The 22,936-nt window shown below is 40.5% G+C and carries 22 protein-coding genes, 1 pseudogene and 1 riboswitch; of the genes and pseudogenes, 11 read left to right on the top strand and 12 right to left on the bottom strand.

Annotated features, from left to right (window positions below):
- The first annotated feature begins 90 nt into the window (after positions 1 to 90).
- From H6G75_RS12290 to H6G75_RS12280, 3 genes are all read left to right on the top strand, one after another.
- Positions 91 to 1,248 carry a murein transglycosylase A gene (locus tag H6G75_RS12290; RefSeq protein ID WP_397331925.1) on the top strand — a complete coding sequence of 386 codons (1,158 nt, stop codon included), beginning with the start codon at positions 91 to 93 and terminating at the stop codon, positions 1,246 to 1,248.
- 438 nt (positions 1,249 to 1,686) lie between these two features.
- Entirely contained in the window at positions 1,687 to 2,130 is a 444-nt protein-coding gene (locus tag H6G75_RS12285) for a hypothetical protein (RefSeq protein ID WP_190980223.1), read from the top strand.
- 222 nt (positions 2,131 to 2,352) lie between these two features.
- Complete coding sequence (locus H6G75_RS12280) at positions 2,353 to 2,694, top strand: helix-turn-helix domain-containing protein (RefSeq protein ID WP_190980262.1); 342 nt, start codon at positions 2,353 to 2,355, stop codon at positions 2,692 to 2,694.
- Positions 2,695 to 2,869: 175 nt separating this feature from the next.
- Here the strand turns inward: H6G75_RS12280 and H6G75_RS12275 are convergent, their stop codons facing one another.
- The 4 genes from H6G75_RS12275 to H6G75_RS12260 all read right to left on the bottom strand — a co-directional run bounded on the left by H6G75_RS12275 (position 2,870) and on the right by H6G75_RS12260 (position 8,117).
- Positions 2,870 to 3,538 (bottom strand): polysaccharide deacetylase family protein, encoded by a 669-nt coding sequence (locus H6G75_RS12275; RefSeq protein ID WP_190980221.1) that lies wholly within the window; start codon positions 3,536 to 3,538, stop codon positions 2,870 to 2,872.
- 124 nt (positions 3,539 to 3,662) lie between these two features.
- A complete protein-coding gene (ptsP, locus tag H6G75_RS12270) occupies positions 3,663 to 6,158 on the bottom strand; it encodes a phosphoenolpyruvate--protein phosphotransferase (protein ID WP_190980219.1) in 2,496 nt (831 codons plus the stop codon).
- A gap of 207 nt (positions 6,159 to 6,365) precedes the next feature.
- Positions 6,366 to 7,199 (bottom strand): metallophosphoesterase, encoded by an 834-nt coding sequence (locus H6G75_RS12265; RefSeq protein ID WP_190980217.1) that lies wholly within the window; start codon positions 7,197 to 7,199, stop codon positions 6,366 to 6,368.
- 87 nt (positions 7,200 to 7,286) lie between these two features.
- Positions 7,287 to 8,117 carry a metallophosphoesterase gene (locus H6G75_RS12260; RefSeq protein WP_190980215.1) on the bottom strand — a complete coding sequence of 277 codons (831 nt, stop codon included), beginning with the start codon at positions 8,115 to 8,117 and terminating at the stop codon, positions 7,287 to 7,289.
- 696 nt (positions 8,118 to 8,813) lie between these two features.
- Here H6G75_RS12260 and H6G75_RS12255 point away from each other — a divergent pair.
- On the top strand, positions 8,814 to 9,893 hold the full coding sequence (locus H6G75_RS12255; RefSeq protein ID WP_190980213.1) for an ATP-dependent 6-phosphofructokinase: 1,080 nt from the start codon (positions 8,814 to 8,816) through the stop codon (positions 9,891 to 9,893).
- 309 nt (positions 9,894 to 10,202) lie between these two features.
- Here the strand turns inward: H6G75_RS12255 and H6G75_RS12250 are convergent, their stop codons facing one another.
- Complete coding sequence (locus H6G75_RS12250; RefSeq protein WP_190980211.1) at positions 10,203 to 11,894, bottom strand: DUF262 domain-containing protein; 1,692 nt, start codon at positions 11,892 to 11,894, stop codon at positions 10,203 to 10,205.
- Positions 11,895 to 12,101: 207 nt separating this feature from the next.
- A riboswitch (cobalamin riboswitch) is annotated at positions 12,102 to 12,231 on the top strand.
- A 45-nt stretch (positions 12,232 to 12,276) separates the two neighbouring features.
- Between H6G75_RS12250 and cobG the strand changes: the two genes are divergently transcribed.
- From cobG to H6G75_RS12235, 3 genes are all read left to right on the top strand, one after another.
- Positions 12,277 to 13,716: a precorrin-3B synthase gene (gene cobG / locus H6G75_RS12245; protein ID WP_242051516.1), complete on the top strand. Its 1,440-nt coding sequence runs from the start codon at positions 12,277 to 12,279 to the stop codon at positions 13,714 to 13,716.
- Between the two features lie 318 nt (positions 13,717 to 14,034).
- Positions 14,035 to 14,661: a precorrin-8X methylmutase gene (locus H6G75_RS12240; protein ID WP_190980209.1), complete on the top strand. Its 627-nt coding sequence runs from the start codon at positions 14,035 to 14,037 to the stop codon at positions 14,659 to 14,661.
- A 2-nt stretch (positions 14,662 to 14,663) separates the two neighbouring features.
- Entirely contained in the window at positions 14,664 to 15,368 is a 705-nt protein-coding gene (locus H6G75_RS12235) for a precorrin-2 C(20)-methyltransferase (protein ID WP_190980207.1), read from the top strand.
- Between the two features lie 25 nt (positions 15,369 to 15,393).
- Here the strand turns inward: H6G75_RS12235 and H6G75_RS12230 are convergent, their stop codons facing one another.
- The 4 genes from H6G75_RS12230 to thrB form a co-directional block, all read right to left on the bottom strand.
- Complete coding sequence (locus H6G75_RS12230) at positions 15,394 to 16,170, bottom strand: 2OG-Fe(II) oxygenase (protein WP_190980205.1); 777 nt, start codon at positions 16,168 to 16,170, stop codon at positions 15,394 to 15,396.
- Positions 16,171 to 17,305: 1,135 nt separating this feature from the next.
- Positions 17,306 to 18,919, bottom strand: a complete 1,614-nt coding sequence (locus tag H6G75_RS12225; RefSeq protein WP_190980203.1) for an NAD(P)H-quinone oxidoreductase subunit 4 — start codon at positions 18,917 to 18,919, stop codon at positions 17,306 to 17,308.
- A 302-nt stretch (positions 18,920 to 19,221) separates the two neighbouring features.
- Positions 19,222 to 19,731 carry a hypothetical protein gene (locus H6G75_RS12220; protein ID WP_190980201.1) on the bottom strand — a complete coding sequence of 170 codons (510 nt, stop codon included), beginning with the start codon at positions 19,729 to 19,731 and terminating at the stop codon, positions 19,222 to 19,224.
- A 58-nt stretch (positions 19,732 to 19,789) separates the two neighbouring features.
- Positions 19,790 to 20,719, bottom strand: coding sequence for a homoserine kinase (gene thrB / locus H6G75_RS12215; protein WP_190980200.1), 930 nt, complete (start codon positions 20,717 to 20,719; stop codon positions 19,790 to 19,792).
- Between the two features lie 128 nt (positions 20,720 to 20,847).
- Between thrB and H6G75_RS12210 the strand changes: the two genes are divergently transcribed.
- Positions 20,848 to 21,072, top strand: coding sequence for a hypothetical protein (locus H6G75_RS12210; protein ID WP_190980199.1), 225 nt, complete (start codon positions 20,848 to 20,850; stop codon positions 21,070 to 21,072).
- Positions 21,062 to 21,439 carry a PIN domain-containing protein gene (locus tag H6G75_RS12205; RefSeq protein ID WP_190980198.1) on the top strand — a complete coding sequence of 126 codons (378 nt, stop codon included), beginning with the start codon at positions 21,062 to 21,064 and terminating at the stop codon, positions 21,437 to 21,439. Before H6G75_RS12210 ends, H6G75_RS12205 begins: the two co-directional genes overlap by 11 nt.
- Before the next feature lie 11 nt (positions 21,440 to 21,450).
- Here H6G75_RS12205 and H6G75_RS12200 read toward each other — a convergent pair whose 3' ends face one another.
- Positions 21,451 to 21,804, bottom strand: coding sequence for a XisI protein (locus H6G75_RS12200; protein ID WP_313934833.1), 354 nt, complete (start codon positions 21,802 to 21,804; stop codon positions 21,451 to 21,453).
- A gap of 112 nt (positions 21,805 to 21,916) precedes the next feature.
- On the opposite strand from H6G75_RS12200, the gene H6G75_RS12195 reads away from it, so the two are divergent.
- Entirely contained in the window at positions 21,917 to 22,102 is a 186-nt protein-coding gene (locus H6G75_RS12195) for a hypothetical protein (RefSeq protein WP_190980197.1), read from the top strand.
- Positions 22,083 to 22,169 (top strand): annotated as a pseudogene (locus H6G75_RS12190) (type II toxin-antitoxin system PemK/MazF family toxin); the annotation flags it as partial. The gene H6G75_RS12195 and the pseudogene H6G75_RS12190, both read left to right, overlap by 20 nt.
- 53 nt (positions 22,170 to 22,222) lie before the next feature.
- Here H6G75_RS12190 and H6G75_RS12185 read toward each other — a convergent pair.
- Both H6G75_RS12185 and H6G75_RS32970 read right to left on the bottom strand, forming a co-directional pair.
- Positions 22,223 to 22,429: a hypothetical protein gene (locus tag H6G75_RS12185; protein ID WP_190980196.1), complete on the bottom strand. Its 207-nt coding sequence runs from the start codon at positions 22,427 to 22,429 to the stop codon at positions 22,223 to 22,225.
- A gap of 252 nt (positions 22,430 to 22,681) precedes the next feature.
- Positions 22,682 to 22,921 carry a hypothetical protein gene (locus H6G75_RS32970; protein WP_242051515.1) on the bottom strand — a complete coding sequence of 80 codons (240 nt, stop codon included), beginning with the start codon at positions 22,919 to 22,921 and terminating at the stop codon, positions 22,682 to 22,684.
- Between the last annotated feature and the right edge of the window lie 15 nt (positions 22,922 to 22,936).

Genomic DNA, 22,936 nt, shown 5'->3' with positions numbered 1-22,936 from the left:
AGAGAGATGTTTGTAAATCATTTAGGATTGCTATACAAACTAGCCAGTTTCATTACTCCGCCAATAATTATTTTGAGTTTTTTGGTGGGGATGCAACCATTAGGATTTCGAGAACTGAGTTCGTCGGTATGTCGCATCAAAAAATGGCATGTACCAGAGGCTTTAGAAAACAAGCAACCAGTTTTGATTGAACGATCGCCTGTGGGGTGTTGTCAAGATGACATCTCTTGTTTAGATGAATTAGCAGATAAAAAAGCTTTAATTACTTCTCTTGACCGCAGTTTACAATACTTGCAAACCTCACGGGCGATCGCAGCTTATCAAAAATATCCCGTCACCGGAATTACACGCGATCGCGTCATCAAAAGTTTAAACAGATTCCGCGAACTGCTTTTAAAATCAAAATCTGCCAAAGAATTACATCAAGCCATCGAAAAAGAGTTTGTTTATTATCAATCTGTTGGTAAAGACCAAAAAGGTACAGTTTTATTTACTGCTTATTATGAACCACTGTATCTGGCTAGTCGCGTTCCCACAGATGAATTTCGCTATCCCGTTTATCGATTACCTCCCGACATCAATTCTTGGCCTCAGCCCCATCCTACTCGTTTAGAATTGGAAGGTGCTGATGGTTTACAAGGATCACAAGGCAAATTACGGGGATTAGAGTTATTTTGGTTCCGCGATCGCTTAGAACCATATATGATTCAAATTCAAGGTTCAGCGCGACTAAAATTAACCGATGGCACTGACACAACAATTGGTTATGCAGGTAATACAGGTTACAACTATAAAAGTATTGGTCGAGAACTAGCCAACGATGGCAAATTGCCATTACAGGGAATGACAATGCCCATTATCCTCGACTATTTTCAACAGCATCCCTCAGAATTAAATATCTATATCCCTCGTGATCCCAGTTTTGTGTTTTTTCAAGAAAACCACGGCGCACCAGCCCAAGGTTCAATTAATGTCCCACTCACCGCAGAACGTTCCATCGCTACAGATAAGTCTCTCATGCCGCCTGGGGCTTTAGCTTTGATTCGCGCCCCTTTTCCTTTTGTCCAAGCTAATGGTGAGATGAAACATCAGATTGTGAGCCGTTATGTGCTTGATCAAGATACAGGTGGAGCAATTAAAGGTGCAGGGAGAGTAGATTATTTTTTGGGGACAGGGAAAATCGCCGGGGAGCGTGCTGGTGTTACCGTTAGCAATGGGCAATTGTATTACCTGTTACTCAAACCATAAACAATTACCAAAAATTCTATATCAGGAACTCAGACAATCATCTGCCGTCATTTTGGCTAATAGTCAATATAAGACAGAGCTATGCTAGAGCCTGCTTTTATTGCGCGTATTTGATTGTTGTTGGAAGTGGAGTGTGTTTTCTAATTTTATAGTTTTATCACAAATAATTTACTTGCCTTAATATTTGGCAAAAAAATGTGGAAAATCAAATCTGAAATAATGATTAATTCTCGTGTAGTTGATGATGTAAGTTTAACTTTCAATCACTACAACTAATGCTCGTTTATATTAGCAGCACCTTTATTCATAAATTTGAGCGATCGCAGGTTATTTACAGAACAACTTAGTGCTGACTACGCTTCACTGTCAGGGGCGCATACTTTATGGATATTAACCAATTGTTAGCTGTATTTATTCAGTCGATCATGGGAGTCGCAAGTGTTCAGGATTTTAGTTGATGCCGATTTAATCTTAGATGCTTTAATCAATCGCAACAAATTGACAGAAGATGTCAGAGAATTACTCGATGGTGTGCATCCATCCATCAAGCTGTATTTAACAGATATTGGCTGGCAAAAAATAGCTGCTTATACTAGCCGCTTACAAAACAGTCAAATTGCGGAGATAGTAATTGACTGGTTACGAGAAAAAATCAACATTTGTATTGTTGACCAAGAAATTCTGCAAATAGCACGTTCATCACCATTAAGAGATTTTGAATCTGCTGTCGAATTTGTTTGTGTTGAAGACCAAGTTTTAGATGCAGTTGTCACACATAAACCGGAGGATTTTGTGGAAGCACCTAATCAACTGTGGGTTTGGTCGGCGGCTGATTTATGGTTGCGGGCTAATTTAGAAAGACAGTTACAAGAATGTATTTGATGTGTCAATAATCAATTATTACATGCTTAATAATGCTTATAAAAAATGCTTTGGGTAAACTTTACTAACTAGATAGTAGATTCTTTTTGTACACCTACTTCTTTTAGTCGAGATTTTTCAGAAAGATAGTCTAAAATAAAGTTTTTTTAGGGATTTTCTAGGCGCAGGTTTTTTTTGGTGCTAGGATCTAGCACTATATATCGAGATAAAAGTGCTGTAGCTGTGAAACAAAAGCCAAAACCGAGGATTGCTTTGCTTCGTGAAAGAGCAGGGCTGACCCAGCTTGAACTGTCGCGTCTTGTGGGCGTAACTGAAAGCACTATTCAAAACTGGGAAAGTGGCAGAACTGGGACAGACCACATTGAAAGAATCATTAGGTTCTGCAAGGCATTAGATTGCCAAGTAGACGACCTAATAGAATATGTGAACGAACCATTAGAAGAACCTGTAGCCAAACCAAGTTCAATAAACGAAATACATCAGATTTTAGGTACTGAGACTACCACCTCAACCTTAAATTCTGAAAGTGAAGTTGCTCCAAAGCACAAAGCCACGAGTAACTAACATATTCTTTCTCTAAAAGGCAACAGGGAACAGGCTAAAAAGTCTGTGATTTTCTATGTTTGATGATTAGTTTTTTCTAATCTCATTCCTAACTACTATAAATTTCCTAGATAAACCGATGGGTCATCTGTCAAAGATTTTTGGCAAGAGATGATCTATCGGTAATTTTTCGTCATTATTTGTGTTGCCATAAATGATCTACAGTCACAAACTTATAGCCTTGTTGTAATAATTGCGGAATTAAGACTTCTATTGTTGCGGCTACATCTTGTCCGCCACAAACGCCGTCATGCAAGACAATCAGTGAACCATTTTGTACTTGTTGCAAAACTCGCCGCACTACTGTGGTAATTCCTGGTCTTACCCAATCCTCTGGGACAACACTCCACATGACTGGACGGTAATTCCACTGACGGAAAAATTTTAAAGTTTTGGGTGTAAATAAACCGTTGGGAGGACGAACATCAACTACTTGTGAGGGGTTCAGGTGACAAGCGTTGTAAATAGCGGCTTGGGTTGTTTCTAAACTTTCCTTGAGTTCCTTGGGAGTCAGTAAAGGGAAAGAACGATGATCATAACCATGTAAACCAATCCAATGGCCTCTGTCGCTGACGGCTTTAGCAACATCTGGTGAACGATTCACACAAGCACCCAGCCAAAAAAAACTGGCTGTGATATTGTAGCGGTCTAAAACTTGTAAAACTTGGGGTGTGTATTGGGGATGGGGGCCATCGTCAAAAGTAAGTGCGATCGCCTTACAATTGCGATCGCCACTCCAAAGACAATCAGGAAAGCTCGGTTGAAGAATCCGATATATTAAAGGAAAAGAGAAAGCAAACTGCATTACTAATTTTTCGTAGCTTTCCCCAGTCTAGCTTGATAGTAGGGGACAGGTAATAGGTGACAGGTGACAGGGTAAAAAGCTTTGTGGTGTCTAAGTTTTATGATTTATCGATTGCGTGAGCATTTCACTGCACTAAAGCTCTAACATCATTTGCCGAATCTAATTGTAATGCTGTAGCAACGATCGCCTCGGCTTGAGCTACAGTTAATTTTGCGATCGCTTGTTTAATTATCCCGATGGCTTGGGGATTGACACTCAATTCATCTAACCCCAAACCTAATAATATTCCGGCGGCGGTTGGATCTGCGGCTAATTCTCCACATAATCCTACCCAAATTCCGGCGGCGTGGGCTGCTTTGACAGTTCGTTGAATCATTCGCAATACAGCAGGGTGTAAGGCATCGGCTAAATACGCTACTCTGGGGTTAGTGCGATCGCCTGCCATCACATACTGACTTAAATCATTTGTCCCAATACTAAAAAAGTTAACTTCCGCCGCTAAGTTATCAGCGATGGCGACAGCCGCCGGGACTTCAATCATGACACCAACTGGGAGATTTTTATCAAAAGGAATACCTGCTTGCCGCAATTCTGTCTGTACTTCCCCTAAGATTGCCTTAGCTGTTCGTACTTCCGTCACACTAGCAATCATCGGGAACATCACTTTAATTTTGTGTTCTGCACTGGCACGTAAAATTGCTCTTAACTGAGTTTTAAATAAATCTGGATGATCTAAACAAAAACGAATCCCCCGCCAGCCTAAGAAGGGGTTAGCTTCAGGAAAGTTGAATCGTAAATAAGGTAATGGCTTGTCACCACCAACATCAAGAGTGCGGATAATTAGCGGACGGTTATCTAAAACTTGAGCGATCGCCTGATATACTGCTAGTTGTTCTTCTTCTGTCGGTGCGGTGTTTCTCCCTAAATACAAAAACTCCGTCCGCAACAGTCCCACACCTTCCGCACCACCAGCCACAGCCGCTTGGACATCTGCAATACCGCCAATATTGGCGAGGATATTGATTTGTTTGCCATCACGGGTAATTGCTGGTTGATGCGCCTTGGCGAGTGCTTCTTGTTTAGCAGTTTGCCAAGCTTCTCGTTTAGCTTCTAACGCACCGAGAATATCTGCTTCTGGTTCTACCCAAGCTTTACCGCTTTCACCATCCAACGCCATCAAAGTACCATCTTGCAAGCGCAACACTTCAGGGTTGACACCCAAAACAGCAGGAATCCCCAATGTCCGCGCAATAATCGCGCTGTGAGATGTAGCACTTCCTGACACAGTACAAATACCGAGTACCTTACTGGGATCTAACCCGGCTGTGTCTGATGGTGTCAAATCTGTGGCGACTACAATCGCTGGTTCGGCAAGGTACAAACTACTAGCAGCACTTCCGGCTAACAGTCGCAGCACTCTTTGTCCCACATCCACCACATCTTCGACACGTTCTTTTAAATACGCATCATCTAAAGTGCGGTAGGAAGTTGCAACTTCATCCACTGCGGCTTGCCAAGCTGCTTCGGCATTGAGGTGATGTTCCATGATGCGTTGCTGTACAGTTTCCAACAACACAGGGTCTTCTAAAAAGAGTAAATGAGCATCAAAAATTGCAGCTTCCGTGTCACCTATTTGCAAAGTTGCTTGGGAAAAAATTGTCTGAATTTCTTGTTGTGCGGTGCGAATAGCTGCTTGTAAACGCTGTAATTCTGCTTCTGGGTCGTTGACGTGGTATTGTGTAACCGTCACCGGAGCAGGTTGATAATGAATCACAGGTGCGATCGCAACTCCCGGAGAAGCCGCAATTCCTGAAAGTTCGCCATGAGTTGCTGCTGTTGCTTCCGGCTGGACTGCTGGCGGCGATACTACAGCCGTGTCATCTTCACCAAAGTTATTTGCAAATAAAATTTGTAATGCGGCGAGTGCTGCATCTGCATCAATACCAGTCGCAGTAATTAAAACTTCGTGTCCTTGACGCACTCCCAAAGTTGTCACTTGGTTAATACTGTCACCCCGAACAACGGCAGTATTTCTGGTTAAATTTTGAACATGAATGCGAGATTGAAATTTTGCGGCTGTGGCGACAAACTGCGCCGCCGGACGCGCGTGTAAGCCTAAACGATTGCTTACAGTCAGCCGAATTTCTCGATTCGGATAAGCAGTACTTGTTATCAGTTGTGTATTATTACTGTTATTAAATGTTGTATTAGTAACGCCTAACTGTGTAGCTTTGGCGTTTAATGCTCCTCTGGCTTCTGCCATTACCTGCTGAATATTTTTACCTATAGCGGCTGCAACCGTAGCGGCGATCGCACCTTCAACCAATGGCGCTTCACAGAGGTATACTTTTTCTTGGTGTGCTTCTGGCAAAAATTCCACAGCCATTTCTGCATTCATGACGGCGCTACCAAGATCCATCAATACTAATACACCATCATCGCTGAATACAGATGCGATCGCCTCATAAATCTTCAGCGCATCCGTACCGAGTGGATTTTCCGCATCGTCAATACCAGCCGCCACCGCAATCGCAACTTTGCCCTGAACCATTTGTGCAGCGAGTTCCTGCACACCCAGAGCCAATTGTTTACTATGAGAAACGATAACTATTCCGACCACTGCAACACCATCAACCTTGTTGAGAGTCTGAGATTGAGCAAGCTACTCGTTGCAGTCCAAAATAACATCAATATTTCATTGTCATTACAATTGTCCAGAAATCTTTAGAATGAAGCGATCGCTCGTCTTGCGTGGAAAACACACAGAGCGATGTCTTAGTAGCTTCTTTATCACCCCTTCAGATTCAGGAGTGAGAATCACAAATGACTATTGACTAACTAAAGTAATCACTGTCACTTCAGGTGGACAAAACAAGCGTCCTGGTCGATAAGTTCCTAAGCCACGATTAACGTATAACTGATTATTGGCTACTTTGTGAAATCCTTGCGCCCATTCCCAATATCTTACGACTTTCGAGCAATCGCCAAACAAAAATGGAACCCACCGCCGGAGTTTTTTTGGTAATTGTTTGAGCAACTTTTTATAATAAAACACCGCAGGGCCAAAACCAGGAATAACAATGTGACCACCATGCGTATGACCAGATAACTGTAAATCAACTCGCCACTGTTCTAAAATTTTGGCAGTATCGGGATTATGAGATAAAACAAGGCGCGGTGTTAATGGGTCGAGTTGCTCCATAACTGGTGCAGGATTAAACTCCCGCGACCAATAATCAGCTAAACCGACCACTGGTAATTCATCGCCAAAGGGATAGGCGATTTCATTCCACAGAACATGGACACCAATACTAGTAAAAGCCTTGGTCACTTCTGCTTGGGAATGATTGTAGTGTATGTCATGATTGCCAAGTACGGCATAAACACCACAGCGACTTTGTAGATGTTTGAGTCGCATTACAAGTTGATGAATTGGGGAAGGATCATCAGTGACGTAATCACCAGTTAACACTATTAAATCAGGTTCCAATTCATTAGTAACTGCGATCGCTTCTTGCAACATTTCTTCTGACAGTCGCATCCCATCGTAGTGAAAATCTGACAACTGTACTAACTTTATCCCTTCTAAAGATTGTGGTAGTTCGGCAATCTTAACCGTGATTTTATCTACACTTAAACGTCCCGTAAACAACCAGTGCATAGCGCCAAACACACTCCTCATAGTAGCGTTTACAGCTTATCAAATATTAAAATCCATCTTAAGAAATTTTATAAACTTAATAACGACTTATTCTTTTTGTAAGGTAATAACTGTTACTTCTGGCGGACAAAATAACCTTCCTGGAGAATAAGTTCCTAAACCACGGTTGACATATAGTAGATTCCTTCCAACACGATGTAAACCCTGCGCCCATTCCCAATGACGCAGGACAAAGTTATCTCGGCGTAAATAGGGAAAGCAACGCCGGATTCTGTGGGGTATTAGTTGCAGTATGTTTTTACGATAAGCAACCACCGCCCCCAGTCCAGGAATGACTATTTGACCACCATGAGTATGACCAGATAACTGCAAATCTACCCGCCAAGCTTGTAATATTTCTGCCGTGTCGGGATTATGAGATAGCACAATGCGGGGGATATTTGGGTTTAACTGTTCCATTACAGGTGCAGGGTTAAATTCTGGTGAATACCTATCTGCGAGTCCGACTAATGCTAATTCATTCCCAAACGGATAAACGACTTCATTCCATAAAACACGCACGCCAATTTGAGTTAAAGCCTTGGTAATGTCCCTTTTTGAGTAACGGTAATAGATATCATGATTACCCAGGACAGCATAAATACCTGCTTGAGTTTGCAATTGTTTGAGTTTTAAAACTAAGTCATTAATTGGCTGGGGACTTGTGGTAACATAATCGCCTGTTAATATGACTAAATCTGGTTTGACTTGGTTACTAAGGGCGATCGCAGCTTCCAACATCTCATCAGATAAACCCGCACCATCATAATGAAAATCTGACATCTGCACCAACTTCTTACCTTGTAACGATGCAGGTAAACCCGCAATCTTCACCGTTAACTTTTCTACACTCAACGGCCCAGATAATAACCAGTGCATAATAGATTTATAAATTTCAATAATAGCGTTTAAAGTTTAACTAACAATCTGCCATTTGAAAGTTGCAGGTAAAACACTTTTGAGAAACTTGATAAATATTAATTAGAGTTGGCTGAAAAATCCCTTCGGTGGTGCTAGGAAGCTGGGAGCAGTTTCAGTACCAAAAGCCTTGAAGTAGATGGGTTACGCTGTCGCTAACACATCCTACGGATATTTCAACAATCAAATATGATTTCTAAATGACTCTGGGATGGTTATACAAAATCAAGTATTAAGACTTAAGTTGACAATATAGCATTCCTAAATCATTTATAAAATTTATATATCTTTTTCTTCTTTCTTACCTTGGCGTTCTTTGCGGTTCTTTTCCATATCTATGTTTTTCACGACTCATTTAGGATGGCTATAGTTAAAATTCGCAACGTTAAATTATAAAATACAACAAGGAATGAATTTTTGTTTAGAGAAAATAGTGCATACACAAATCATTCTAGACTTTGAAAGTAATGAAATAATCAAAACTATACTTTGAGATTGAGCTTCTAGTCAGATAACAGTACAACTTTGCTGTTATCAGTTTTATGGTGTGATTTTGGGCTGAAATCAACCAAATTCATAGCATTTAATCAGATTTTTCAAGTGTTAGCTAACTCTGGTAGTGAGTGAAATTATTTCACGTTTGCAGCGTTCAAAAATATGGGTAAAAGTAAGCGTATAGGCATTCTAACTAGTGGCGGAGATTGCTCTGGTTTGAATGCAGTCATCCGAGCGGTTGTTCATTGTGCTAGTGGTAAAGGTTGGGAAGTCTTAGGTATTCGGCAAGCAACTCTAGGATTAATGGCACAGCCACCACAAGTTACTAAATTAGAAATCGAGCAAGTTGATCCGTTATTAACTTCTGGTGGCACAATGTTAGGCACTACTAATAAAGGTGATCCTTTTGCTTTTCCGATGCCTGATGGTAGTTTCTGCGATCGCTCATCAGAAATTATTGCAGGTTATCATCAATTAGGTTTAGATGCGTTGATTGGCATTGGTGGGGATGGTAGTTTAGCGATTCTGCGTCGCCTCGCACAACAAGGCGGGATTAACTTAGTCGGCATCCCGAAAACCATTGATAATGATATCGGTATTACTGAACACGCCATTGGCTTTGATACAGCAGTTAATATTGCAACCGAAGCACTAGATAAATTACATTTCACCGCCGCTTCTCATAGTCGAGTCATGATCTTAGAGGTGATGGGTCGTGATGCGGGACACATTGCTTTAGCTGCGGGAATTGCTGGGGGTGCAGATGTGATTTTAATTCCCGAAATCCTCTACAGTATGGATGATATTTGTTATCACATTAAAAACCGTCAAGAAGACGGCAAAAACTATTGTTTAGTGATTGTCTCTGAAGCCGTGCGGACTCAAGAAGGGGAAACTCGCACCTTAACTAATCGTTTGGGTCAATCACGATATGGGGGAATTGGGGAATATCTAGCCGACCAAATTAGCGATCGCATCGGTGCAGAAACACGAGTCACCGTCTTAGGACACATCCAACGCGGTGGTACAGCTTCACCCCTAGACCGATTAGTCGCCTCTGCTTTTGGTGTAGCCGCCGTCAATTTGATTGAAGAAGGTAAATATGATTACATGGTTGCTTGGCAAAATCGCCAAGTGATTACCGTACCAATCGAAGAAGCGATCGCTCAGTACAAAGCCGTCAACCCAGAAGATACTCTAGTTCAAACTGCTCGCGGTTTAGGCATTTATTTAGGAGAATAGTCAAATTCTCGTCGGGTGTGTTAGGCGCAGGTTGTGAGTAATTTATCACAAAAACTATATCCGAGCGCCTAATGCACCAATACTGAAGCGATCGCATTACTAAAACCTAATATTCAGGACTTACGCACAGGCTACGGAAGAACTAACCACAGAGGCGCAGAGTTCACGGAGAGATAAGATAGGACTTACGCAAAAACCCTCTCGAATCCTCTTAACTTCGTGTCCTTTGCGCCCTTTGCGGTTCGTTTTTTCACGATTCTGCGTAAGTCCTGATAAGAGTTTGAGAAGTGTTTTGCATAAGTCCTAATCTTATAAACGCCAAAGTTCTTTCAACTTGTCAATTAAAACTTTTTGCCGTTTTTCGATAATTTCAGGTGTCCATTCTTTTTCCATTAACACTTGTGTAGTGAGTGCAAAATTACAAATACCTTTCTTAGTTGTAAAATATTTCTGCTTTTTAGTCTCGAAATCAAAGTTTTGAGCCATGCTATTTTTACCAGAAGATAGTAAAACTAAATTACCTAACCGATGTAAATATTTTTCCTTATCTTCCTGAGTCGGAAACAAGGTTAACCACTCACTATCAGCAGATGGATTTTGTGGTAGTACGTGTTCAACTGTAATATTAGAAAAAGTATAAGCAGGCTTTCCTTCAGCAAGGGCAGAATCTAAGCGTAGCAAAACATAGCTTCTGATTTTCTTGATTAAATAAAGGTCGCCATTCAGAATTTTGAGGATATTTTCTTTTTCTTTAGAAGTCAATTGCAATGGTGAATCTGGCGTATACAAATCTTCTCGATTATCAATAACGTGTAGTAACTTGCTATAACGTTCAATACGGTCATTGATATTAGCACGCTGAATCATTAAACAAGAAGCCAGTCTATCTAAATCTGAAAAGAATCGCAATAATAATTCAGGATTATTATAATTTTGCGATAAATAAAAAATAGCTGGTGGTATCCAATCAGAATTGTCAATTAATTGCAACCATTGGAACAATATATTAATTTCATCTGTCCATAAACTTCCTTCGTAAACTTGATACTGGATGTCATAAAAAGCATCAGCCAAAGGCAGTAAAATCTTATCAATAAACTGCTGAGGATATTGCAGGGGAAATGCTTTAAAATTTTTATCGAAAAACTCCTTGAGTATACTTTCACGAGGTTTTGATTTACTGTAAATCATCCTAATATGAGAGAAAAGGCTTTTAAATATATCACGTCCAAGTTTCTCTTCAGTATCTTCCCATTTTTTACTGTAGTTTTCTTGTTGTTGAGTCATTATTTTACCGATAATCTCTGCTTTTAAAATATCAGCATGAGATAAATCCATACCCCGATTGTTCATAACAGAGAATATGCGATATGCAGAATCAATATCGGGTGTTGAAACGACTACTAAAAAACAACGAGTAATGATGAATTGACTCAAGCGGAGAATTGTTTCTTGTGATAAATGCTGTAGCTGGTCTACAAAAAATAGCAGATTATCTTTAATGTTTTTACAACTATCTGATAATTTGGCATTACTTAATTCTTTTAAATTAATAATTTTACCTTCTGTTTGAACATATTCTCTAAAAAACTCTGCATCTCTGTCGCGCACAGTGAGACGATAAACAGTAGGAATACCAGCAACTGCTTTACCTTTTTGATACAGATAGGAAGTTAATTCCTCAGCAATTTCTTTAGGTGCTAACATTCGCAGAGCAGCTATCAATAAAGTTAGTGTTGTTAGACGTTGCTGTCCATCAACTATTTCGGCATTTGGCTTATCTTCTTTAATAAGTACAATACTGCCTAAAAAATACGGGTTGATTTCATCAATATTCTCGTCACCATCGCCTAAAGCACTAACCAAATCATTAAATAGTTCTCCAGCTTGTTCAATTTTCCAAGCGTAGGGACGTTGGTATAAAGGAACAGTAAAAACAAAATCTTCACTAAATACTCTATGAATAGGAAGTTGATTAGCCTGAATGGTAACTGTACTCATGCGTATCTCCTTTAGCGGCGTAGTAGATTACACTGTCACTAAAGTTAGTTTTCCCAACTTGAAGAGCAATATTTGATAGCAGTACAGTTTATACAATCATATTTGATGTACGAAAATTGCACGCCTAAGATCCCCGACTTCTTAAAGAAGTCGGGGATCTGTAATTATTCACCAATCATTGATGAAAAAAATGTGAAGCATAGAGCATGACGAAGACGCTCTCATGGTAAATTACTAAGACTTGGAGTTGGGAAACTCCGGTGAAATTCCGGGACTGTGCCGCAGCTGTGGAGGGAAATCCCAAGTCAGAATGCCAACTCCGGGTGTGTCAATAAGACATGATGATCTACTCTCTGCGTTGCACAGAGAAGGAGTTTAGACGTTGGTTTCGGGATTTACAGCCTGTCCGGGGTTATTCTACGCTACATCTGCTCAAGATGGAATTTTATCTCGCCTGAGAATACCAGGAGGGATACTTAATAGTAAACAATGTCATGCGATCGCAGCGATCGCAGATATGCAAGGTGGTGGTTATGTGGATGTCACAAATCGCGCCAACCTGCAAATCAGAGAAATTAGCCAGGGTATCAGCAGCGAAGTTTTACAACACCTGCAAAATTTGGGTATAGGGTCTCACAATTCGGCTATAGACCACATCCGTAATATTATGACTAGCCCAACAGCAGGTATCGACCCAGAAGAATTAATCGATACTCGCCCTTTAATTCAAAGCTGGGATGCTTATTTAGCAGAACATTCGGAACTATCAGCACTCTCAGCTAAGTTTAGTGTTTGCTTTGATGGCGGTGGGAAAGTTTCGGTAAGCGATCGCCTCAATGATATCCTGTTGAGGGCTGAGTTAATCGACACTCAAGTTTACTTCCGCTTATATCTAAGTTTCATCAAAAGCAAACCACCCATCGATACAGGAATTATATTGTTACCAGAACAATGTTTGTCTGTTTTGGCAGCTTTAGCAGATGTTTATCTACAACATACTGATATTCAACTTAAGCGTAAGCCACGCTTACAAGCAGTTATCAACAGTTTGGGATGGGAAAATTATCTTCAGCAAGTTGAACAGCGATTAACTTTTACTTTGCAGCGTTGTCAACCTTCCCCAGCAACCAAGGAAGCAGGTTTCTGGCATATTGGGATTCATCCCCAACGCCAGGAAAATTTATTTTATATTGGTGTCGTCTTACCCCTTGGTAGGTTAACAAGTCAGCAGTTGCGGCGTTTAGGCAATTTAGCAGCCAAATATGGTAGTGGAACCATCAGACTCACACCTTGGCAAAATTTACTCATCACGGATATTCCCCAAGATTGCGTTATTGATGTTCAAAATGAAATAGCAGACTTAGGCTTAGATTTCACCGTCACTAATATTCAGAGTACATTAGTTGCTTGTTCTGGTAAACGCGGTTGTGCGGCTTCGGCTACCGATACGAAAAGTCATGCTTTAGCATTAGCCGATTATCTCAAAAATCGTGTTCAGCTAAATCGCCCGATTAACATTCACTTTAGCGGCTGTGCAAAATCTTGCGCCCAACATCACACAGGTGACATCACTTTACTGGGTGTGAGCGATCGCAACATAGAAAGTTATCACATTTATGTCGGCGATCGTAACAGTCACGAAAAATTCGGTCGCCAAATCTATCAAGATGTAAGTTTTACAGAATTACCCGTAATTATTGAACAAATGCTCAAAATCTATAAAATTCACAGCCTTAATTCCGAAGAATCTTTTGGAGAATTTGTCAATCGTTATGGTACTAACCGATTAAAAGAGTTACGTCCTTGCACCATCAAAGCATGATTCTTGTCAGCTAACTCCTTAAGTATTAATAAGACTTACTCAATAACTCTCTCAAACTCTCATTCCTCTGTGACCGTTGCGCCTCTGTGGTACCCTCCGGGAAGCCGCTTGCGCGTCTACGTTTTTCCCTAACCTGTGCGTAAGTCCTAACTCTCTCAAACTCTTATAACTTCGTGTCCTTTGCGTCCTTTGCGGTTCGTTCTTTCATAATTTTGTGTAACTCCCATATCAGTAAACAATCAAACTTTAGATAACAAATGTACAAATCACCTATCACCTATCACCTGTCCCCTGTAACCTGCTGTTTATAACCAAAAAATGTCCGACTATATCCGCAACGCTAACGAAATTTACCGTAATTCTTTTTCCATCATTCGGTCAGAAGCTAACTTAGATGCACTGCCACCAGATGTAGCAAAAGTAGCTGTACGTCTAATTCATGCCTGTGGAATGACGGATATTGTGACTGACTTGGGATATTCACCCACAGCAGTACAATCAGCACGCGCCGCCCTCAAAGCTGGCGCACCAATTTTATGCGATTGTCGGATGGTGGCGGAAGGAGTTACGCGGCGGCGACTACCAGCCAATAACGAAGTTATCTGCACCCTAAATTATCCAGAAGTCCCAGAACTTGCCCAAAAACTTGGTAATACAAGGTCAGCCGCAGCTTTAGAATTGTGGCGATCGCATTTAGAAAACTCTGTCGTAGCTATTGGTAATGCACCCACCGCATTATTTAGGTTACTCGAAATGCTGGATGAAGGAGCGCCGAAACCTGCCGTGATTTTGGGTTTCCCTGTGGGATTTGTTGGTGCAGCCGAATCAAAAGCCGCCTTAGCAGCAGATAGCCTGAATGTACCATTTATGACATTATATGGTCGGAGGGGTGGCAGTGCGATCGCCGCCGCCGCAGTTAACGCCTTGGCAACGGAGGAAGAATAATCATGACAACCAAAGGCCGTTTGTATGGAGTTGGTGTCGGCCCTGGCGACCCCGAACTGCTGACTATCAAAGCACTGCGATTATTGCAGGCTGCGCCTGTAATTGCCTATCAATCAGCTACCGATAAAGAGAGTATAGCGCGGGCGATCGTTTCTCAATATTTAACAGGCAACCAAATCGAAGTCCCCTTCCACCTCCCCCGCGCCCTAGAACCAGAAAAAGCCAAAGCCATTTACGACCAAGAAGTTGAACCAATAGCTCAACACCTCGCGGCTGGACGTGATGTCGTCGTACTGTGTGAGGGCGATCCGTTTTTCTACGGTTCATTTATGTATGTATACACACGCCTGTCTCAGCATTACTATACAGAAGTTGTTCCTGGTGTTTCCTCTCTCATGGCTTGTCCTGTGGCTTTAGGTGTACCCTTTACCTACTACAACGATATTCTCACCGTTTTACCAGCACCGCTACCAGACGAAGAACTCATCACCCAACTACTAACCACCGATGCCGCCGCAATTATGAAACTAGGTCGTCATTTTACCAAAGTGCGAAACATCTTGCATCAATTAGGACTAGCATCACGAGCATTATATATTGAGCGTGCAACTATGACAGAGCAAAAAATTGTCCCCTTAGATGAAGTTAATCCGGCGGAAGTACCTTACTTTGCCATGATTGTTATACCTAGTAAAAATCGCCTATAAATCTCTACTCTGTCTCAGACGGAATTTAAACTTTAGTAAGATACTTTTTCCATCTCAGTTTTAAAGATGTAAAAGAGTTGTAGATTTTAGATAAAAATAACTTTTTCCCAAAACCCTGTTGAGGAAAAAATTGGGTTAAATGCCTTGGTGGTAAATTCTGAATAGATTCTTCTTTGTAGACAGGAATAATAATTGATTTACGCGTTATGTTTTCTGGTACTACTAAACGTTGGCAACCATGATAAGTAGTATCATCAGATTTCATAATCACACAGCGATTAAAAAGAGGTTCGATTTTGGTGGTTAACTCTTCTCGTTTCGATGTAAGAATAAGTTGTCCACCAAACTCTTCTTGCCATTCTTTATTTAAATAGATAATTACATTTAAACAATGTAACCAATTAAGTTTTGAGCAATGTATGTTGAAGTCTGTGTGTATATCCAGAAAACTACCATTAATACTCAAATGAATATCTGCAAAACGTTCAGGATCAACAAATACGTTTTCACCAACAATTTGACTTAGAAATAGATTAAAACTAGTAGATGTTAGCTCTTGGTGAAGTTTTTGAAACGGATAGGAAAGTTGGCGATTAAATGCTAACTCATATTTATGTACAAACAAACGATGTCCAGAGCGAACTGTCACTGACTTATCTGGAAAATCTTCTAACAGTTTTTCTGCTAAATATTCATCCAGAAAGTTATCAATAATAATATGAGAGAATGGTGTTGCTCTTTGATATAAAGATGCCAAATTTTCAACTTGATCGCAGACATTTGAATTAAGTACAGAAAGCATATTGTTGAAAAACAAATTTAGTTAAATTGAGTATTCTTTTAAATGAATTTTGCAAATTAACTTATCTTGCAAATTTTTAAGTTAAATAAGTAGTCAATGAAATTATTTAATAACATAAGATAAAATACTGTATTTGTGATCAAATTATCAACCTAAGACAAGTATTAGACTTCATAATCAAAATGAAATATTCAAACAATTAAAATCATGATTGTAAAGGTATCATTTTAAAAATCAAAATGATACCTTTACAGACTTATGCAGAATACGTTTATATAGCCCCAGAATTTAGTTTCTGGAGATAAACTGATTCATACAATTTACTGATTTAATAGCTATTAATCAAAACTTAAATATTCTCTGGTCATGGATAAATTAACCAAAACAAGAGAAACGTTTGTATGGTCACAGCGAGACTATTTAAAGTTGTTGTGCAGAAGGATTTATGGTTTATTGAGTTAGAATTATCTCATACCTCATCTATGTAGAACTAGTATGTAATTTTTAAATTAACCAAAACTACACATATTTTGAGGGAAGCTTCAAATCAACCTTATAAAAATTACGTATTGACAAATTAAATAAATAATGCGGTAAAGCAATAGGCGTTGGCTACGCTAATATCTTTAACGAAAGCTAATCACTATTTGAGTAGAAAGACGGATAATATCGTGTTCGGTAAAAGAATTATCATTAAAACCGCAGAGGGAGCAGCACCTCGACTTCGCTCGGCGACCGGAAGCAGAGGAGAGGGTTTTAAGGTGCTGCACAGATTCCCGGAATTATCACTAATTACCCGAACTTGATATAGTTCAAATTCAAAGTATATTTTAGACTTCAGACTATTAAAGCAAATATCAAGCTATCAACTGCTAAGTTAATTCTCAAAACTTAAACTTCATTCTTCATAAGCTAAAACACATCCAAATTGCTTAACCACTTGTGAAGATCGTCTTTAGTCAGTTGCCATCAGTCATTTGTATTGACACAAGACAAAGGACAAATGACACTTTTAGAATATCAAACTTGAATGCACATCAGCTTAGTAGAAAAATTTAAGGGGTGATTTGGTAATCACCCCCATATTCCCCTCATATTAGAATTTACTTTCAGCACCCTTACTTAGAATCTATTTTTACTTTGAAATATTAACTAAACTTTCCACTTGAGCATTAGCTAAAGTTGGCGCAGTAAAAATTTGAGAGTAAAGGCTTGCTGGTTGTTGACGAGCTACAACTGGTAGAACTTGACGAGCGTGAGTCGCAATTTCTACTGTTTTCACATCATAAGTCTGCGTTGCTAGTTTGGGATACAAACCAATACCGATGATGGGAAGTAGCAGAGAAGCAGTGATAAACAACTCACGAGGTTTAACATCAGGAACTACAGCATCTAGATGTAACTCTTCGCTTTGTTTGCCGTAGAAGACTTGGCGCAGCATAGACAGCAAGTAGATTGGTGTCAAAATCACACCGACGGCGGAAAGTAGTACAACTACAATCTTGAAGCTGGAACTGTAAACATCACTGGTAGCAATACCGAGGAACACCATCAATTCGCCGACGAAACCACTCATTCCGGGCAAAGCCAGAGAAGCCATTGCACCAGCAGTATACAAAGCGAAGGTTCTAGGCATTACCTTACCAATGCCACCCATTTTATCCATCATTAATGTGTGGGTGCGTTCGTAAGTTACACCAGATAAGAAGAATAAACTAGCAGCAATCAAACCGTGGGAAACCATTTGTAACACGGCTCCACTGATACCCACTTCTGTGTAGGAAGCTAAACCAATCAGCACAAAACCCATGTGGGCAATAGAAGAGTAAGCCAAGCGGCGTTTGAGGTTGGTTTGAGCGAAGGCGCAACAAGCACCGTAAACAATATTGACTACACCTAAGATTGCTAAAACTGGAGCAAAGTAAACATGAGCGTTAGGTAACATTTCGATGTTGAAGCGGATTAAGGCATAACCACCCATCTTCAACAACACACCAGCCAAAATCATGGAACCAGGTGCAGATGCTTCACCATGAGCATCGGGGAGCCAGGTGTGTAAGGGGAAGATTGGCAACTTCACACCAAAGGCAATCAAGAAACCAGCGTAAACTAATAATTCAAAAGCTTTAGGATATTGTTTCATTCCCAGAGATGCGATGTCGAAGGTGAAGGTGTCACCAGAGAACGCCATCGCAAAACCGGCTACAAGAATAAATATGGAAGCAGCAGCAGTATAGAGAATAAATTTGGTAGCAGCGTAACGGCGTTTAGCACCACCCCAAATGGAAATCAGCAGGTATACAGGAACTAGCTCGATTTCCCACATCAGGAAGAACAAGAGCAAGTCTTGGGCAAGAAACACACCCAACTGGGCGCTGTACATCACCAACATCAACCCATAAAACAATCGCGGCTTGTTGGTTACTTTCCAAGCCGCGAAGATTGCGAGGGTATTGATTAAGCCTGTTAACAAGATGAGGGGCATCGATAAGCCATCAACTGCTACAGACCAATTTAAACCGATTTGGGGAACCCAGGAGTATTTTTCGACGAATTGGTAAGTTGAACTTTGGAAGTCGTAGCTGCTCCAAAAGGCATAAATCATTAAGGCAAAGTCCGCGATCGCAACTCCTAAACCATACCAACGGACTGTTTTTCCTTCTTTGTCTGGAATTATGGGGATGGCTAGGGCAGCCACCAAGGGCAAGGCAATTATGGCAGTTAGCCAGGGAAAATCCATAGCATTCATCACTTCTGACAATCGTTTTTTGTTTTCGCTTTTAATTACATTATATTAAGGAATCGTTACTTTTGTAAACGTTATTTATCTCTATGAATATTAAATTTTGGTTTTCGCTGAGAATATATACTCATCACTTCTCCTATTCTGCCCAGAATCAGGAATAAATACTCATCCAATTAGATGGCTAGTCCATTCTAGATATAAAGTTTTGTAACGTCAACAAAAACGGTGGCTTATACCACCGTTACATTTCTTCATAAATTATCTGTCTCAAGGAAAAACTTACCCTAAAGATATTGGGTTGTACGCTAAACAATACGGTTGACAATCGTCCAAACTTCCCCATCAGAACGAACATAGGGAACGGAGATAGTCTTGAAGCCGGTGATGAAAGGTTTGTAATAAACCTGCCAATATAAAGGACTGAGATAATCAGCAGTTGCTTTTAACTGGCGGATTTCGTCGGCTAATTCTGCTGCTAGTTCGTTAACGCGATCGGCGTGAACCTGCGCTACTTTTTTCGCTTCTTCTAGTTGTTGCTGAATGGTAAGTTGTTTGGATTCAACTTGCCAACGTGCCAATTGGGCTTGTTTTTGTTGTAGTTGGGTTGTTAAAGCTGCGATCGCATCATCGATACCCTTGAGTTCCACTGATAACCGGGGATTCTCTCTAGCTTGGCGACGGTAAGCCTCAACAATTGCCGAAGGTGAATGATCATCGCCAGATATTGCATTATTTTGACTAAGTGCAGCCCGTTCTTGCTGAAGAACTTGAATTTGAGACTTGAGTGCTGCTATCTCGACTTGAATCTGCTCCATAGTTAAAGTGCTGAGTGTAAAGTGCTGAGTGCTGAGTAAAAATTCTAGTCCCTAGTCTCTAGCCTCTCACCTCTCTTTCATACGTTGCGCCTTTGGTGTCTAAAGCAAGCGATCGCACTTCGGCATCAATACCTGTGTCTTTCCAAGCTGAAGCCATTGCCAATTCTACAGCTTGGGAATGTGCCGCATCCGCCAAAGCCAACAATGTCGGCCCTGCACCACTAATCACCATACCGAATGCACCAGCCGCCACCGCCGCCGCATTCACCGCATCGTAACCAGGAATCAAAGCCTTACGATAAGGCTGATGCAACTTGTCTTGTAAAGCTGCCCTTAACCATTCTCCCTTACCCGTTTCTAAACCGCGTAACAATAAACCTAAATGGGCAGTATTAAAAATTGCATCTGCGCGACTAAATTCAGTGGGTAAAACCCGCCGCGCTTCTGAGGTGGAGAGTTCAAAATTGGGAATCGCTACGACTGGGACAATATTTTCATCCCAAGGAACATCACAAATTTCCCAACCAGCATCACTAGTAGCCGCTAGACGACACCCACCGATTAATGCTGGAACTACATTATCAGGATGTCCTTCCATTGCGATCGCTAACTCCATCACCTGCACCTGAGATAGAGGTTGACCTGCAAGTTGATTCGCCGCCACCAAACCACCAACAATTGCCGTCGCAGAACTCCCCAAACCCCGCGCTAGAGGTACACCTAAACCAATCTCAATTTTCACAGGCGGTGGAGTCTGATCTATATATTGATAAAACTTCAAAAACGCCTGATAAAGTAAATTACTCTCATCAGTTTGTACTCGTTCGGCTTCTGCACCTGTGACATGAATCGTTAAACCACCTTCATCGAGGCGTGTAAACTTAAACTGGTTACACAGTGTCAAAGCTGCACCGATGCAATCAAAACCAGGCCCCAAATTCGCAGTCGTAGCGGGGACATTAACCGTAACAGAAGAAATAACAGACATCTGCAAATAACTCACCTAACCAATCAACCAGCATCCCATGTAACTGGTTGATTTGTTCATTTACCCACCTCATTTGGGATACAAATGGGATATATATGGGATATATGTGGGGTACAAATGGGGACTATATGGAAGTTCTACAACTAACGAAAACTGTTGATGCTTCTGGGCATTTGCATCTTGACATTTCAACACAGCTATCGCCAGGTGAAGTAAATATCGTGGTTGTACTGAGTCCGGTGACATCAGACAGCACGAAGAAATCTAATTATGATTTTTCTGATATTGCTGGTAAATTAGTTTGGCAGGGAGATGCACTAGCAATGCAAAAAGTGTTGAGAGATGAGTGGTAGTCGTTATTTGTTGGATACCAATGCGATCGTCGCGCTCCTACAGGGTAATTCAAAACTGCTGCAACTTTTGCAAAATGCTGATTGGATAGGAATTTCGATTATTAGTCAAATTGAATTTCTAGCTTTTTCTGGGTTGAGTCAAGCCGATATCCAAGTTTTTCAACAATTTCTACAACGAGTTGAAGTTGTTAGTTTAATAGCTAGTGATACAGTATTGATTCAACAAATTATCCAACTTCGACAGCAATATCGTCTAAAACTACCAGATGCGATCATCGCAGCAATGGCATTTCAGTCAAATGCAAAACTAGTAACTGCGGATCAGGAATTTGCGAAAGTATCAACTTTAACAGTTATTAATTGGTAGTGCTTGTATTTTCAAGCAACAGCAAATCCCGTATATTGCCTAACATCAGGCTCATGAAATCCTAAAACAATATCTTCTTTAGGAATACCAGCTTGCACCAATTCATTAGCAATACCATCTTCGGTATTGTCGCACTGAATCCAAGCTTTACCATTCATGATTTCAATATGAATTAGACAACTGTGCAAGTGTTCTTTATCTTGCCAACCTTCAGAGATAATCAAATACTCATCATTTTCTAAATCAAATGCTGCTCGATTACGGATATCAGCATTAGCGTAGGAAATGTTCAGATATGATTTGAGTATATTACGGATTATATTTCGGTAGTTATCTAGTCTACCATCCATCTTTATCAAGTTCATTTTTTACACATTCATGATAAATGTCTTTGGCTGGCATTAGATTACATAATAGCTCTTCAAAATAACTTTTTATAAAGAAACCACAGTAGTCATTGTTTTGTAAAAACTTGACATGGATGCTTTAATTCAAGAACTCGATACCAAGCTGCGCCAGTGGCAGCCTGACATCGTTACACAGGTACGGCAGTGTATTACCGAGATTATTGAACTAGCAGACCAAGATGCTCTCGATATTCTTCGTTCTAGACTAGTTGAGCAAGAAGTATTGGATTTGATTGATGAACCCGAAACAAGGTGATGTTTGGCTGGTTGATCTAGGGCTGTCAGCTAAAACACGCCCTGTTATCATTGTGTCTCGCTATGACCTACCCAAGCGATCGCATAAAGCCAAAGACTCCTCTAACCTGCACAAAATACTTTAAGCTTTAGTAGACAAGTTTTCAGTTTGTGTCGATTGCAATGATGTTTCCAACCGTCGCTTAATTGGAAGTTTTATAACTTTATGTTCGTGAGCGATCTGTTTTTGACGTAGATCATTAAAGATTGCGTTCAAATTATAGTTCAATGATTTAGCGTATTCTTCTCTGTACTGGTGAATTTCTTCTATAATTTCATCTTTATACATATTTTATTCTCCTACAATGTCATATCCCATCAATTCATAAGGTGTACAAATGACGGGTAACTCATATCCAAGTTCAGAGCTAATTTGTGATAATTTTTTCTGGATTTGGGCGTTTGCCATGTGCTTACAGTTCCATGTTAACAAGTAGTCCAAACCATAAACTGTTGCCAATGCTATATGTAAAGCATCATTAGAGGCTTTGAGTGGTAAGTTACTCTGTTGTAAAAACTCCTGTGCAAGTTCTCTAGTTTCTTATGTGAGATCGAGGAACATGAGCGATTGTAGCAAGTTTAACCTTTGAGCAGCGATCGCGGCATCTCCTCTGGCTGCTTCATCCTCGACAATCTCAGAAGCATACAGAACAAAAGAACTACGACGAATAGTCCACCAATCTTGCGTAATTTTCATGTTTGCTGCCAGAATCAAGTTATCTGTTGATCTGGCAGTTAAATATCCCAAAATACTAGTTTCAATATAAACAGTTTCGCTCACAGGAATATCTGAAAT

The organism is Nostoc sp. FACHB-280, from assembly GCF_014697615.1.
GTDB lineage: Bacteria > Cyanobacteriota > Cyanobacteriia > Cyanobacteriales > Nostocaceae > Nostoc_B.
The sequence above is the reverse complement of the archived record's forward strand: the minus strand, read 5'-3'. Positions and strand labels throughout refer to the sequence as shown.